We start from the raw sequence: 13,560 nt of genomic DNA on the forward strand, positions 1-13,560 counted from the left end.
CCAGTGCTCAGCGGGCGGCTTGGAACGCGCGGCCGACCACTGTCGCCTCGGTCCCGTCGCTGAACAACCCGGACCGATCCTTGTCCGTGGCGGGTAGCCCGAACCAGGCGTAGCGCTGCAGGTAGGGGAGTTGGCCGAGCATGGCGGTGGCCGCCGTGAGGAAGGCCGCCTGCTGCTGCTGACCGGGAAACTGCGAACCGCCTCCGGCGAAGCGGATCAGCGCGAACTCGGTCAGCCAGATCGGCTTCCGGTACCGCTGGTGGACGGCCTGGAGGTACTGCCGGAGTTGAGCCACCGCGGTGGCGGTCGTGAAGTCGGCGCCGAACCAGTGCAGCGTGATGAAGTCCACCCGGTGGCCGCGGGCCTGGGCGCCGGTCATGAACCTGTCCAGCCAGCCCTGCGGGTCCGGCGCGCCCCAGGCCACCGCCGGGCTGCCCAGTTTGCTGCCCGTCGCCATCAGCTGCGGCCACAGGTCCAACGCCTGCTCGACGGTCATGTTCGCCTGCTCGGGCAGGTCCGGCTCGTTGAAGGTGAGCAGGTACGGCCCGGCGGCCTTGGCCCGAGCCAGCTCCGCGGCGGTGACGTTCTCCGCGCTGCGGATCATCGGCACGAACGTCGCGCCGCGCGGCGTGCTGATCCCCGGGTGCTGGGTGCCCCAGGTGTAGTACCAGCTGGCCCTGGAGTTCGCCAACGCCTGACTCGCCCCGGCGAAGTTCCACACGCCGACGCCCTTGCGGGCGGAGCTGACCGCCGGCGCGACCGGAGCTTTCGACGAGGGGCGTGCGCTCGGCGAGGACGCGACGCTCGGGGTGGCGACGGCGGTGGGTGCGGCAGACGGCGGCGCTGCCCATGAGGGTGCCGACGGATCGTCCGGCAGGATCACCACCGCCATGGTGATGGCCAGGACGGCGGCGGCCACACCGGCGGCGAGGGATGGTACGAGGCCACGGGGACGGTTCACCGCGAGGTCGACCACGCTCGGGACGCCGCCCGCATCGGTGGGGACCGCGCCGGGTGGGGTCGGCCCGGCGGCGGGTCCGGCCGTCGGGCCAGGCGGCGCGACGGCCGGCGCGGCGGCCGTCGCGCCGGCAGCATTCGGCAGGTAGGCGTCGAGACCCGCCGGCAGCGGCAGCAACGGCATACCGGCGAGCAGCCGATCGATCGGCAGCAGGGCGCTTCCCAGCCGTCCACAGAACGCGCAGTCGCGGACGTGTCGAGCCAGTCGCTTGCGCCACAGCGAGCTGGGCGTGCCGTCCCACTCGGCGGTGACGGCGCCCAGGTCCGGGCAGCCGGGGCGGGCGCGGAGCGCGCGTACGACGCCACGGGCGCTCTGGATCTGCTCCTTCATCCGGTGGATCCGCACCGCGACGTGCCCGGGTGACAACCCGAGCGCGTCGGCGACCTCGTTTCGGGTGATCTCGCCGGTCTCCTCCAGCCACCAGAGCGAGAGCAGTTCCTGGTCGTCCGGGTCGAGCCAGCGGGTCGCCTCGGCGACCTCCCGTCGTTGGTCGGTGAGGCCGAGCCGGAGGATGGTCATCCCCGCGAAGTCGGAGGCCGGGTCGGGCACGTTGTGGATCGCGTCCAGCCCGGCATCGCGGTTGAGCGCGACGCGGCGGCGCGTCTCCCAGTCACGCACCTGGCGGATGGCGATCGCCACCAGCCAGGACCGGTATGCCGCCGGGTCGTTGAGCGCGGGCAGGTACCGGATCACCCGTACCAACGTCTCCTGGACCACGTCGTCGACATCGGCGTGCCCGCGCAGCGCACGCCCGACGATGTTGTAGACCAGCGGGAGCGAGGCCGCGACGACGTCGTCGAGAGCGCGCTGATCGCCCTGCCGGGCCGCGACGACCAACCCGACATCGGGCAGTGCTCGACCGGCTGACGACATGGGTCTCACTCCTTGGGTGCTCATCCGCGCGGCGCCCACGCTGGGTGTGCTGACCGCCCTCAAGATCGGAGACTCACGGCAGCGGGTGGGATTACAGAATTCCCGGGCGGCCGGTTCGCCACAAGCGAGGCGGCTCGGTCGGCGGCGCATATGTGGTGGCGGCGGCGGGTATGGTGCGGGGTGTCGGTGTCGCCGGGCGTTCGCCCGTGCACAGGACACCAGCATTCGGGCGCCAGCGTGTGCGCCGAAGCGTCACCAGGTCGCACGGCCGACGTTGCCGAGGCCCCAGACGCACCCCTCTCGTAGAGACAGGATCCCTGCATGACATCGAACGACAACGGTCGACCCGCCCTGTTCCTCGCCACGTCGCACGGTGACGTGCTGGAGGGACCGGCGGTGACCTTCGACAGCAGCGAGGAGGCCATGCGGCAACTGCGCCACCCGTTCGCGGTGCAGCCGGCTCAGCCGGCCGCGACCGCTGTCGACGCGCCGGATCAGCGCCGCTGATCACGCGCTGTCGCCTATCACAGGACGCCAAACATCCCCGGGCTCATACTTTCGGCTAGGAAATAGTCAGCCCTTCGGGTAGTGTTCGAGGCATCAGGTGAACGACATGACGCGGTGGCGAGGCCCGTGATCGTGGCCTTGCGACAGCGCACTCTCGCCCGTTCGTGCGCCCCGGCGACAGCCGGTTCGGAGACCCTTTCCGGTCGATTCCATCGACGGGCACGTGCGGGAGGACCACCTCATGCTCAGCGTCGTCGAAACAGCAACCAGCACCCCCATCAACCAGCAGAGCAGCGGCCGAAGCCCGGACGACCTCCTGGTCGCCCTGGCGGCAACGCAGGCGGACGACCCTCGCCGCCCAGCCCTACGGGACCGCGCCATCGAGGCGTGGATGCCGCTCGCCCGACACCTGGCGCGCCGCTACGGCGGACGTGGCGCACCCGACGACGACCTGGCCCAGACCGCCTTCGTCGGGCTGATCAAGGCCGTGGACAACTTCGACCACAGCCGGGGCGTCGACTTCAGCGGCTACGCCATTCCCACCATCATCGGCGAGATCAAGCGGTACTTCCGGGACCGCACCTGGTCGGTGCGCGTGCCCCGCCGCCTCCAGGAGCTGCGCCTGTCGATCAGCGCGGCGAACAGCGCCCTGACCCAGAACCTCGGCCGCTCGCCGACCGTCGCCGACATCGCGTCCTACCTCGACGTGACCGAGGAGACCGTTCTGGAAGGGCTGGAGGGTGCGCGCGCCTACCGGGCCACCTCGCTGTCCACCCCGATCGGGGCCGACGGCAACCGGGAACTCGGCGACACCCTCGGCGACGACGACCATGAGATCGATCTCGTCGAGATCCGCGTCGCCCTCGATCCGGCCCTCGCCACGCTGCCGGAACGCGAACGCCAGATCCTGAGCCTGCGCTTCCACGGCAACCTGACCCAGGCCCAGATCGCCGACCGGATCGGTGTGTCGCAGATGCACGTCTCCCGGCTGATCACCCGCTCGCTGGCCGCGCTACGCCACCAGCTCAGCGACGACGTCGCAGCCTGAACCAGCGCCGTCAGCCGATCAGAGTTGGATGACGTGGCCCACCCGTGGCGGCGTACGACCGGCGAGAACGTCCAACCACGCGTGTTGCAGCGCCGCCGGCCCGGCACCCACCCGAACGTCCAGCCAGCCGCTCACCACGGCGGCGAAGCGTTGCCAGGCCTCGGTGAACCGCTGGTCGAGGCCGTCGCGGCCCCAGTCGTGGCTGCGCTTACGCATCTGCACCGGCGCGAAGAACACCTCCTCGGCGGCGTCGGCGTTCGGCGTCTGGTTGGTGAGCCCGACCGCGACGTCCCGGACCAGCCGGTCGCCGAGACGCCGACGCAGGGCGGCACGGGTCGTGGGAGCGCCGGACAGGTCGAGGTAGACGGTCGGGACCACGTCGAGGGCGTCGATGTCGTCGTACGACACGACCTCGTCGTAGCAGCCGAGCGACCGGGTGAACGCCAGGTTGCCCGGTGAGGTGAGACCGACCAGGCGCGGCCCGCGCCGGCGCAGCTCGAACGCAGCGGCGTACGCGGTCTTGCTCGACGCCGACGACACCAGCAACGCCTCGGCACCGTAGAAGTCGTTGTCGACAACCTGGTCGGCCAGCATGAACGAGGTGAAGAACAGCGGCCGGAACAGGATCAGCAGATCCTCCTGGTCGCGCTGGTACGCCGGATCGCCGGTGGTCGACCGGTACGCGTTGTACGGCGACGGCAGCTCGGCCCGGTGCGGGCTCGCCTCGCGGAACCCGGACGCGTCCACCCGGTCCGGCCGGACCACGAGGTGACCGGCGGGCGGGAGGTAGCCGTAGATCCGTTGCCCCACCTCGACACCGGCCACCGCCGAGGCGACCACCTCGGCGAAGCCCCAGAGCGGCGGCAGGCCCCACTGCGGCCCGAGACCCTGGGCCGCCGGCGGAAAGAACTGCCAGTACCGCATCGAGTCGCCGAGCACCGCGTAGGTCACGTTGTTGGCGGTGAGGCCGACGCGGTCCACGCGCAGCAGCGCCTCGCCGTCGGCCAGGGTGGGGGTGGAGCCATCGACGAGCGTGGTCTGCCCGAGGTCGTCACGCGCCACGGCGAAGGTCCATGAGTCAGCCATGAGGTGACGCTAGACAGCCTCGCAATCGGAGACAAGTGCACTGCGAGTGCAAAATCCCACTGCGCACGCGCCGGGGTCGGAGACGTGGCAGCGCCCGGTCGGGAGCGCGGCGGCGCGCGGTCAGGGTCGGAGCGCGGCGAGGTCGCGGAGGTGCGCGAGCGGCAGGTGCGGTGGCCGCCACTCCACGAAGAGGGCGGTCGCGTCGTCCTCGAGCTTGTCGTCCTGGTAGCCGACGACCGCGCGGACCAGGCGACGCATCGTCTCCGGGCTGGGCATCCCGTCGTTCAGGGCACGGTTGACGAAGTCGACGAGCCGGTCCAGCCCGAACTGCTCCCCCTCCGCGCTACGGGCGTCGGTGATGCCGTCGGTGTAGGCGAGGATGCGGTCGCCCGGGTGCAGGTCCTCGACGTGCACCCGCGGACGGCGGGGAGTCAGGTGGCCCAGGCCGAGGGGCAACGCGGTCGGCCCCGGGAGCTCTCGGATGGCCTTGCCGTCACGCAGCAACATCGCACCGGGATGCCCCGCGTTGATCATGCTGAGCCGGCCGGTCCGGCGGTCCAACTCGATGAGCAACCCGGTCGCGAAGAAGTTCGGGTGCTCGGAGCGCACCCACCGGTCGATGCTGATCGCCGTGTCGACCAGGTCGAGGCCACACCGACGGGCGTTGCGGTACGCGCTGACCACCAGTGAGGCCAGGGTGCTCGCCTTGATGCCGTGCCCGCAGGTATCGAAGAGCCCGACGCTGAGCACGTCCTCGTTCAACGCGTAGTCGAAGATGTCGCCGCCGACGTCGTAGCACGGTTCGAGGATGGCGGTGACCACCAGGTCGTCGGTGGCGAAGGTCAGCGGTGGGAGCAGGCCCCACACGATCTCGGCCGCGACCTGCATCGGCATCCGCCGCCGCATCCGCTCGACCACGTCACCGTAGAGCCGGCGGTTGACCAGGATCTGGGCGACGTTGACCGCCACCTCCCAGGCCGGAGCGTCCATCGTCTCGTCGACGGCGGCCGGGGAGACGATCTCCAGCACGCCCATCCGCTCACACCCGAGCAGCAGTGGCACCCAGACCCGGTCCGGGTTGTCGGGCGCGCGCTGAATGTCGAGGGTGGTGAAGGCCCGGCCGGCAAGCGTCGCCTCGATCGGCAACTGGTCCCGGTCGAGACCCGCGCCGAGCATTGGCACGAGGAGGGTCTGCGTGTAGTCGGCCAGATAGATCACGATCTCGCTGGCATCGATCGCGGGCGCCGCACGGGCAACCAGTTGCGACACCTCGTCCGGGCCACCCCGGGGTGCGTTGAGCTGCAACCGACGCACCACCTCGCCGATGTCGGCCATGCTTCACCTACCCCTGTCCTCCCCGATCGCAGGAGCACGTAGTGCGAGCGGTGAGGCTACCTCGCCCGCCGGGCACCCCGCGTCCACCGAGTCGCCTCCGCGCCGCCAGGGCGCGCCGTGATCACGAGCCGCCAGCGACCGGCCCGAGCAGCGCCACCCTCACTGGGACGGCGCGTCGACGAGATCCGCCGGGTTGAGGTTCAGGGTGGCGAGCAGCCCGGAGTGCTTGGCCGGGTCCACCTGCTCGGGCAGCTCGCGCTCGACCCAGGCGGCCCGGGCCAGCTGACCCCGGTCGCGAAGTGCGGCGACGATTCGGTCCCTGGCGATCCTCATCTGGTACTCCCCTAATCAAGCGTTCGGAACAATTTGCACCGAGGGTGAACCCGAGTGCGCGCGTCGGGCAACCGATCGCCGGAGGCCGGCGACGCGGCGACCGGTCGGTCGGGACGCGGTCCGCGATCAGCCGACCCGACCGGTACGTCGAGGCGATGCGGAAGATGAGCGGTAACGCCCTGGCGGGCTGGTGGCGACGGCGTCTGGCGGCCACCGGGGTCCCCCGGGCGACATGTTCACCGTACGCCCTCGCGGCGGCCCCCCGCACCAGCGCCCTGGACCGGCCGGCGGTCAGGGCTCCAGCACCACCTTGCCCGCCGGCTGCGGTTCTCGACGAACACCAGTGCCGCGGCGACCTCGCTGAGCGGGTAGCGGGCGGCGATCTGCGGCACGATCACTCCCTGCCGCAGCAGGTCGAGCACGATGCCGAGGTCGGTACGAAGGCGACGGCAAAACGCTGTTCAGCACCGGTCGCCCGCTCGACGACGCCGACTTCGTGTTCGCCGCCGGCCCGGCCGCCAGCGAGACCATGCGCAAACGCTACGAGCACATCCCCACCCGGGCGACCCCGTAGCGGCCCTGACCGGGTCACTCCAGCGGATAGAGGCGGGCCGGGTCGCCGGGTCGGAGGCTGTCCGGCACGTCGTCGGCGCTGCTGGCGGCGATCGAGCCGAGCAGCGCCAACGAGCGGGCGGACTCCGTACCGGGCTCGGCGTGGTAGATCACCAGCAGCTGCCCGTCGGCACCCGCCACCGCGAGCTTGTCGCAGTACAGGTCGAGGTCGCCCACCTCGGGGTGGTGCAGCCGGCTGACAATGCCCTCCCGTCGACGCACCTCGTGGCGCGCCCAGAGTTGCCGAAAGCAATCGCTCTTGAGTGACAACTCGCCCACCAGAGCCGTCAACCGTGGGTCGTCGGTGGCGCCGCCCGAGTCGGCACGCATCTGCCCCACGACGCTCTGCATCGCCTGCCGCCAGTCGCGGAACAGCTCCCGCTCGGCCTCGTCCAGGAACACCGCGAGGAGTCGGTTGGCGCCCGGGGCGAGATTCGGCGACAACGCCCTCGCCATCGGGTTCGACGCCAGGATGTCGAGGTAGCGATTCTGGACGAAGGCCGGCATGGAGAGCTGCCGCAGCAGGTGCAGGATGCTGGCCGGGACCCGCTCGGCGGCCGGCCGGGACGCCCGGCGCGACCGCGCGCGGCTCAACCCGATCATGTACGCGGTCGCCTCCGGATCCAGCCGCAGCACCCCGGCGAGGGCATCGAGGACCTGCACCGAGGGGTGCCGCTCGCGCCCCTGCTCCAATCGGAGGTAGTAGTCGGCGCTGATGCCGGCCAGCATCGCCACCTCCTCGCGCCGCAGCCCCGGCACCCGACGCAGGCCGACGCCCGGGCCGAGCCCGACGTCCTCGGGGCGGGTCTGCTCCCGGCGGGCGCGCAGGAAATCGCCGAGCGGGTTCGTTGCGTCCATGCCACCGACGGTAGATCGCCGGGCGGCCCGGTGACTGGCTGTGTCACTACCAGGAACAGCTCGCCCTGCCGCCCGGGCGGCTGCCGACGGACAGTCGTCGAAGGGCCGGTTCCTCACCGGCCACAGATGTCACGACGACAACGAGCAGAGGATGAGATGAGCGAGAACCTTCCCGGCGGTGCCCTCACCCCCGCTGACGGCCTCACCCTGAGCCGGATGGGCTACGGGGCGATGCAGTTGGCCGGCCCGGGTGTCTTCGGCCCGCCCCGCGACCGCGAGCAGGCGCTCGCCGTGCTCCGCGAGGCCGTCGACCTGGGCGTCCGGCACATCGACACCAGCGACTTCTACGGCCCCGTGGTGGTCAACGAGCTGATCCGCGAGGCGCTCCACCCGTACCCCCAGGGTTTGCACCTGGTCACCAAGGTCGGCGCGCGACGCGGCGCCGATCGCTCCTGGATCCCGGCTCAGGAGCCGGACGACCTCAAGGCCCAGGTCCGGGAGAACCTGGAACACCTCGGCCTGGACGTGCTCGACGTGGTCAACCTGCGGGTAGGCGTCGCGGAGGGCACCAGCGGCGAGCCGCTCGGTGCGCAGTTCGCCGCCCTGGCGGAGCTGCGGCAGGAGGGCCTGATCCAGCACCTCGGGCTCAGCAACGTCACGCTCGACCAGCTCACCGAGGCCCAGGCGATCGCGCCGGTGGTCACCGTGCAGAACCTCTACAACCTCGCCAACCGGCGGGACGACGCCCTGGTCGACCGGTGCGCGGCGGAGAACATCGCGTTCGCGGCGTTCTTCCCGCTCGGCGGGTTCACGCCGTTGCAGTCCGACACGCTCAACGACGTGGCCGCCCGGGTGGGGTCGTCGCCGCAGCAGGTCGCCCTGGCGTGGCTGCTCCAGCGATCCCCCACCACCGTGCTGATCCCCGGCACCTCCAGCGTGGCGCACCTGCGGGAGAACATGGCGGCGGCCGACCTGAAACTGCCGACCGACGCCATCGAGGAGCTGGACGCGTTGGCTTCCTAGCTAGTGCTGGTGCGGGCGGTTGCGGATCAGGGTGAGCGCCAGCACCGCGGTGACGAGGAAGACGACGCCGTTGACCCGCAACCCGGCCTGGACACCGGAGGTCAGTGCCTCCGCGATCGCCGCCCGGACCGGGTCGGGCAGCGGTTGGGCGCCGTTGGCGCCGGAGGCCACCGCGGCCTGCACGGCGGTACGGGTCGGTTCGCCGATCTGGTGCGCGGCGAGCCGGTCCGGCAGGTCGGCCACCATCGTGGTGGTGAGGAGCGTGCCGAGCACTGACGAGCCGAGCACCGAGCCGACCTGGCGGGCGGCGTTGACCGCGCCGGAGGCCATACCGGCCTGGGCGGGCGCGACGCTCGCCAACGCCGCCGCCGTCGCCGGGGCCACCACCAGACCGGCGGCCGCACCGAACAACGCGAACAGCGCCCAGCGGTCACCGAACGACGTGGTCGGCCCCTGGTTCGCCAGCGCGAAGCTGGCCACCGCACCGAGGACCAGGCCGAGGGTCAACGGCGCCTTGAATCCGGTACGACGAATCGCGCGCCCGGCATTGAAGGCGACCAGCACGTACGCGCCGAAGAGCACCAGCATCCGCCAGCCGGTGTCCAGCGGGCTGAGCGCCTGGGCACGTTCGTGGAAGAGGACCAGCAGGATCGCCACGCCGGTGAAACCGAACAGCGACACCGCGCCGACGACCATGACAGCGCTGAACGACGCGGACCGGAACAGCCGCACGTCGAGCATTGGCGCGCTGGCCCGCAGCTCAACCAGGACGAACATGACAAGTGCGACAACCGCGACGATCCAGGCCGTCGACACCACCGGGCTGGTGTAGCCGGTCTTGCCGCCCTGGATCAGCGCGTAGACGGCGGCCGCGATGGCGACGGTGCCCAGCAGCAGGCCGGGCACGTCGAGTCGGGCGGCGCTCGGCCGGGACTCGGCCACCCCGACGACGGCGACGACGAGGGTGACCAGCCCCAGCGCGATCGTCGACAGGTAGACGCTGTGCCACTGGTGGTGCCGCAGCAGGAAGCCGGCGATGAGTGGGCCGATCGCGAGGCCGATGCCGGACGCCGCCGACCACGCGGTGATGACCTCGGTCCGTCGGTGCGGATCGGTGAAGGTCGCGCCGAGGATCGCCAGACTGTTCGGCAGGATCAGGGCCCCGCCGAGGCCGGCGACCAACTGCCCGACGATCACCCACGCGACGGTCGGAGCGCCAGCCACGACGGCTGCGCCGATGATCATCGCGACGACCCCGGCACCGAACATGCGCTTACGCCCGTAGCGACTGCCCAGGGTGGCCGCGGACAGCACGACGCTCGCCACCATCAGGGTGTAGGCGCTGGGGATCCAGACCAGAGTGGTGGGGTCGACCCGCAGGTCCTGCTGGATCGTGGTCAACGCGGAGACCGTCGCGGTGATCTGCAGGAACGTGATCATCGCGCCCAGGCACATGGCGATCAGGGTCACCGAGCGGGAGCCGCGCAAGGATGAGCGGGCGGGGACGGCCGGGGCTGGTGGGGTCTTTCCGGGTGGGGTTGCTCCGGTCGGGGCCGTGGCGCTAGTGGTCACTGAAGATCCTTCAGGCTGATGGTCTGACTTGCGTATGCGGAAGTCAGCTCGACCCAGTGAAGCACCTGGCTAGCCTCCATGCAAGTCAGGTACGCTGGGAGGCATGGAGGACCTACGAGGCGATCGCGATTCCTGGACGAGCGAGAACTGCTCGGTGGCCCGGGCGATGGACATCGTGGGCAGCAGGTCAACGGTCCTGATCCTGCGCGAGGCCCTGCTCGGCACGCGCCGCTTCGACGACTTCGTCCGCCGGGTCGGCGTCGGCGAGCCCGCCATGGCGGCCCGCCTCAAGGAGATGGTCGCCGCCGAACTGCTCGAACGAATCCCCTACCGGGAGCCCGGGCAGCGCACCCGCCACGAGTACCAGCTCACCCGCAAAGGCCGCGAGCTCCTGCCCGTCATCACCGCACTACGCAACTGGGGGGACACCTGGGCCGCCACCGACACCGGCCCGTCCGTCGTCGCCACCCACCACGACTGCGGCGAGCCGATCCGCGCGGTGCTCCGCTGCGCCGCCGGCCACGAGATCGCGGACGGCGACATCGACATCATCGCCGGCCCGGGCCTCGTCCGGCGCGGCTGAGACCCCTCTGGCCACGGCCGGACCACCGGACTGCCGCCACTTAGGTCGCGCGGCAACCGCCGGCCCGACAGCCCTTCCTCAGCGCACCTTCGCTGTGCCCGCCGCCGGGCCTCACGACGCACCTGCGGCGTTGTCTCGCATGCCATGTCGCGGGCCCTGCGGTCTCGTACGCCCCATCGCCCCCAGGTACGGCGTCTGGCGGCATCCCGCACGCCGTCTCGCGCCCCTCATGCACGCCGTCTCGCGCCGCCTGCACGCTGCCTCGAGGAAACGTTTGCCGAACGGCCGCCCGAAGTCGCAGCGGAAGGTCCGTACGGTGACGGCACTCACCTGCGGCCCATTCGCCAAGGCGGAACTGCCGGCATGTGTCCAGCCGCAGCGCGGGCTGCCAACTCCCTCGGGTGCCGTCAATTCGGATCGATCATGGCACCGAAAGTGTCGTACACCTGTTCTAACCTCAGGTCATGCTCGAGGAGTTGGCGCTGGCAGAGGACGTGGTCGCCGCCTGCGTCGACGCCCCCGCCTGGCCGCTCCCGGAACATGACCTGATCGCCGCGCTCGACGCCGCGCACCGCCTCCAGCACCGCCTCGCCTCCGTCACCCTCGCCCTGATCCGTGAGGTCGACGGCCGCGGCACCGCCCGCACCCGAGGGGCCTCCTCCACCGCAGTCTGGCTCCGCGAACGACTACGGCTGACCGTTCCCGCCGCCCGCCGCCTCGTCGACCTCGCCACCGCTTTGGACACCGGCAACCCCGGCATCCGACAAGCGCTGGCTGATGGCGCCATCAGCCTGGACCAGGCCCGGGTCATCGCCGACACGGTCGACACCGTGAACACGTCGACCGACGCCGAGACCGCCGACAGAGCGGTCGGTTTACTCGTCGGTTGGGCCAGCCAGTTCGACCCCGGCCACCTGCGCAAACTCGGCACCCGCATCCTCGACCACGTCGCCCCCGACATCGCCGACGCCGCCACCCAAGCCGCCCTCGACGCCGAAGCACGCCGCGCCGCCCGCGACCGGCACCTCACGTTGTCCGAGCAGACCGACGGTCGACTGCGGCTCACCGGCACCCTCGACACCGAAACCGCCGGCCTCCTCCGCGCCGCCATCGACCCACTGAACGCACCCTGCGGCCCCGACGATCAACGCTCTGCCGGGCAACGCCGCCATGACGCCCTCGCCGAGGTGTGCCGACTCGCTCTCCGAACCGGCGACCTGCCCGGCAGCGGTGGCGATTCCGCCCAGATCGTTGTCACCACCAGCTACGAAGGGCTGAGCCGGCAGCTGAGCAGTGGCACCCTCGACACCGGCCTCAGCCTCACACCCGAGACCGTGCGCCGACTCGCCTGCGACGCGACCCTGCTGCCCGCCGTCCTCGGCGGCACCGGCCAGGCTCTTGACGTCGGGCGACAACGCCGCCTCATCTCCGGGCCGCTGCGCCGCGCCCTCGTGCTCCGCGACCGCGGCTGCGCGTTCCCCGGCTGCGACCGCCCACCCCGCTGGTGCCACGCCCACCACATCCACCACTGGGCCGACGGAGGCCCAACCAGCCTGGCCAACGCCGTACTGCTCTGCGGCCACCACCACCGACACCTGCACCACAGCGACTGGACCGTCCAACTCGGCCGCGACGGCCACCCCGAATTCGTGCCACCCGCCTGGCTCGACCCCGAACAACTCCCCCGCCGCAACCACTACCACCGACGAACGTAAGAGCAGCCAGCCGACGCCAACCAGCTCCTCAAGCCGGCCAACCACATCCTCGCGCGTGGTCCCGGGCGGCCCACGTCTGCCGGGCGCACCACTGCCCGCTTCAGGGTGTCGCCAGCCGCCAGGCGCGGACCAGTGCTGGCACGTCGGGGTACCGGGCGGCCGGCGCCTGCCTCGTTGCTCGTTCCACGACCCGGCGCTGCTCGTTGGTGCCCCGCCACGCATCTGGTGAATTCCGCCGACAATCCTGAGGACCGCGCCAATCCTTCGGCGAATCGAGCAGGTGGTGCAGGGTACGGCCGAGGGCGTGCACGGTGGTCCGTTCGTCGATGACCGAGCCGCGGGCGAGCTCCTCCGGCGCCATGTAGCGACGTGAACCTGGCAGCCGATCCGCCGCAAGCACGAACGGGCCGGGCCGGTACTCGTCGAGGTCGATCAGCCGCATTCGGCTGGCGGCGAAGTCGTACAGGAAGCAGCCGTCGTAGAGGTCGACCGCGACCAGGCCGGCGGTGCTGACGGCGAGGTGGGCGTCGAGGATCGCGTCGAGCGCCACCTCGACCTGTGGGACCGGCAGGCGTTGGAATCGGGTCAGCCCGCTGCGGTCCGCGCCGTGCACGGTGGCGTGGTTCAGGACGCTGCCGTCGTACCAGGGGTAGACGAGCGTCGGACCCGCCGCGCCAGGGATCGTCCGGATGGGACGGACGATGGCCGGGTGGCGGACGGCGGCGTGCACCGCGACGGCCCGGTCGAGGGATGTTCGGCCCTCGACCGTGGTGGCCGTCTTGATGAGCCAACGGCGGCCCGCCTCCTCGACCCCGTAGGACAGGCAGCCGGAGTCCTGGGCGTCGAAGACCACGAAGGCCGACTCGACCGGCGGCACGGGCAATCGACCAAATGGCACGGATCCCCCAGGTCGGCGCTCTCAAATGACGCGCAAAGTACCCGTTGTGTTACGAGCTTGTTTCCAAGATGACAGCCAGGTTACGGGTGCTTCTCGATG

Annotated in this window: 13 protein-coding genes; 5 read left to right on the plus strand and 8 right to left on the minus strand. The window is 71.2% G+C overall.

What is annotated here, in order from left to right; all coding sequences use genetic code 11:
* Window positions 1–7: 7 nt before the first annotated feature.
* Window positions 8–1,891: a sigma-70 family RNA polymerase sigma factor gene (locus ACFYP0_RS09295; protein ID WP_386995224.1), complete on the minus strand. Its 1,884-nt coding sequence runs from the start codon at window positions 1,889–1,891 to the stop codon at window positions 8–10.
* 321 nt (window positions 1,892–2,212) lie between these two features.
* On the opposite strand from ACFYP0_RS09295, the gene ACFYP0_RS09300 reads away from it, so the two are divergent.
* Both ACFYP0_RS09300 and ACFYP0_RS09305 read left to right on the plus strand, forming a co-directional pair.
* The gene (locus ACFYP0_RS09300; protein ID WP_386995226.1) at window positions 2,213–2,398 is read left to right on the plus strand and encodes a hypothetical protein; all 186 of its coding nucleotides are present in this window, start codon (window positions 2,213–2,215) and stop codon (window positions 2,396–2,398) included.
* A gap of 241 nt (window positions 2,399–2,639) precedes the next feature.
* Window positions 2,640–3,446, plus strand: coding sequence for an RNA polymerase sigma factor SigF (locus ACFYP0_RS09305; RefSeq protein WP_386995228.1), 807 nt, complete (start codon window positions 2,640–2,642; stop codon window positions 3,444–3,446).
* Between the two features lie 18 nt (window positions 3,447–3,464).
* Here ACFYP0_RS09305 and ACFYP0_RS09310 read toward each other — a convergent pair whose 3' ends face one another.
* The 5 genes from ACFYP0_RS09310 to ACFYP0_RS09330 all read right to left on the minus strand — a co-directional run bounded on the left by ACFYP0_RS09310 (window position 3,465) and on the right by ACFYP0_RS09330 (window position 7,670).
* Window positions 3,465–4,532 carry a DUF2855 family protein gene (locus ACFYP0_RS09310; protein WP_386995230.1) on the minus strand — a complete coding sequence of 356 codons (1,068 nt, stop codon included), beginning with the start codon at window positions 4,530–4,532 and terminating at the stop codon, window positions 3,465–3,467.
* Window positions 4,533–4,652: 120 nt separating this feature from the next.
* Window positions 4,653–5,867 (minus strand): PP2C family protein-serine/threonine phosphatase, encoded by a 1,215-nt coding sequence (locus ACFYP0_RS09315; RefSeq protein WP_386995232.1) that lies wholly within the window; start codon window positions 5,865–5,867, stop codon window positions 4,653–4,655.
* Window positions 5,868–6,026: 159 nt separating this feature from the next.
* Window positions 6,027–6,200: a hypothetical protein gene (locus tag ACFYP0_RS09320; RefSeq protein ID WP_167362336.1), complete on the minus strand. Its 174-nt coding sequence runs from the start codon at window positions 6,198–6,200 to the stop codon at window positions 6,027–6,029.
* 236 nt (window positions 6,201–6,436) lie between these two features.
* The gene (locus ACFYP0_RS09325) at window positions 6,437–6,622 is read right to left on the minus strand and encodes a hypothetical protein (RefSeq protein WP_386995234.1); all 186 of its coding nucleotides are present in this window, start codon (window positions 6,620–6,622) and stop codon (window positions 6,437–6,439) included.
* A gap of 166 nt (window positions 6,623–6,788) precedes the next feature.
* On the minus strand, window positions 6,789–7,670 hold the full coding sequence (locus ACFYP0_RS09330) for a helix-turn-helix domain-containing protein (protein WP_356977487.1): 882 nt from the start codon (window positions 7,668–7,670) through the stop codon (window positions 6,789–6,791).
* A gap of 156 nt (window positions 7,671–7,826) precedes the next feature.
* Between ACFYP0_RS09330 and ACFYP0_RS09335 the strand changes: the two genes are divergently transcribed.
* Window positions 7,827–8,693: an oxidoreductase gene (locus ACFYP0_RS09335; protein WP_386995236.1), complete on the plus strand. Its 867-nt coding sequence runs from the start codon at window positions 7,827–7,829 to the stop codon at window positions 8,691–8,693.
* On the opposite strand, the gene ACFYP0_RS09340 is transcribed toward ACFYP0_RS09335, so the two are convergent.
* On the minus strand, window positions 8,694–10,265 hold the full coding sequence (locus tag ACFYP0_RS09340; RefSeq protein ID WP_386995239.1) for an MFS transporter: 1,572 nt from the start codon (window positions 10,263–10,265) through the stop codon (window positions 8,694–8,696).
* Window positions 10,266–10,368: 103 nt separating this feature from the next.
* Between ACFYP0_RS09340 and ACFYP0_RS09345 the strand changes: the two genes are divergently transcribed.
* Window positions 10,369–10,848 (plus strand): winged helix-turn-helix transcriptional regulator, encoded by a 480-nt coding sequence (locus ACFYP0_RS09345; protein ID WP_356977493.1) that lies wholly within the window; start codon window positions 10,369–10,371, stop codon window positions 10,846–10,848.
* A gap of 464 nt (window positions 10,849–11,312) precedes the next feature.
* The gene (locus tag ACFYP0_RS09350) at window positions 11,313–12,563 is read left to right on the plus strand and encodes an HNH endonuclease signature motif containing protein (protein ID WP_386995242.1); all 1,251 of its coding nucleotides are present in this window, start codon (window positions 11,313–11,315) and stop codon (window positions 12,561–12,563) included.
* A 100-nt stretch (window positions 12,564–12,663) separates the two neighbouring features.
* Here the strand turns inward: ACFYP0_RS09350 and ACFYP0_RS09355 are convergent, their stop codons facing one another.
* The gene (locus ACFYP0_RS09355; protein ID WP_386995504.1) at window positions 12,664–13,440 is read right to left on the minus strand and encodes a serine/threonine protein kinase; all 777 of its coding nucleotides are present in this window, start codon (window positions 13,438–13,440) and stop codon (window positions 12,664–12,666) included.
* Window positions 13,441–13,560 lie beyond the last annotated feature (120 nt).

Origin of the sequence: Micromonospora arida (assembly GCF_042873195.1) — a bacterium.
Lineage (GTDB): Bacteria > Actinomycetota > Actinomycetes > Mycobacteriales > Micromonosporaceae > Micromonospora > Micromonospora arida.

Coding starts and splice junctions, on each gene's coding strand:
- ACFYP0_RS09335 (WP_386995236.1), top strand. CDS start 7,827: ATGAGCGAGAACCTTCCCGGCGGTGCCCTCACCCCCGCTGACGGCCTC.
- ACFYP0_RS09295 (WP_386995224.1), bottom strand. CDS start 1,891: ATGTCGTCAGCCGGTCGAGCACTGCCCGATGTCGGGTTGGTCGTCGCG.
- ACFYP0_RS09305 (WP_386995228.1), top strand. CDS start 2,640: ATGCTCAGCGTCGTCGAAACAGCAACCAGCACCCCCATCAACCAGCAG.
- ACFYP0_RS09300 (WP_386995226.1), top strand. CDS start 2,213: ATGACATCGAACGACAACGGTCGACCCGCCCTGTTCCTCGCCACGTCG.
- ACFYP0_RS09315 (WP_386995232.1), bottom strand. CDS start 5,867: ATGGCCGACATCGGCGAGGTGGTGCGTCGGTTGCAGCTCAACGCACCC.
- ACFYP0_RS09330 (WP_356977487.1), bottom strand. CDS start 7,670: ATGGACGCAACGAACCCGCTCGGCGATTTCCTGCGCGCCCGCCGGGAG.
- ACFYP0_RS09310 (WP_386995230.1), bottom strand. CDS start 4,532: ATGGCTGACTCATGGACCTTCGCCGTGGCGCGTGACGACCTCGGGCAG.
- ACFYP0_RS09320 (WP_167362336.1), bottom strand. CDS start 6,200: ATGAGGATCGCCAGGGACCGAATCGTCGCCGCACTTCGCGACCGGGGT.
- ACFYP0_RS09350 (WP_386995242.1), top strand. CDS start 11,313: ATGCTCGAGGAGTTGGCGCTGGCAGAGGACGTGGTCGCCGCCTGCGTC.
- ACFYP0_RS09345 (WP_356977493.1), top strand. CDS start 10,369: ATGGAGGACCTACGAGGCGATCGCGATTCCTGGACGAGCGAGAACTGC.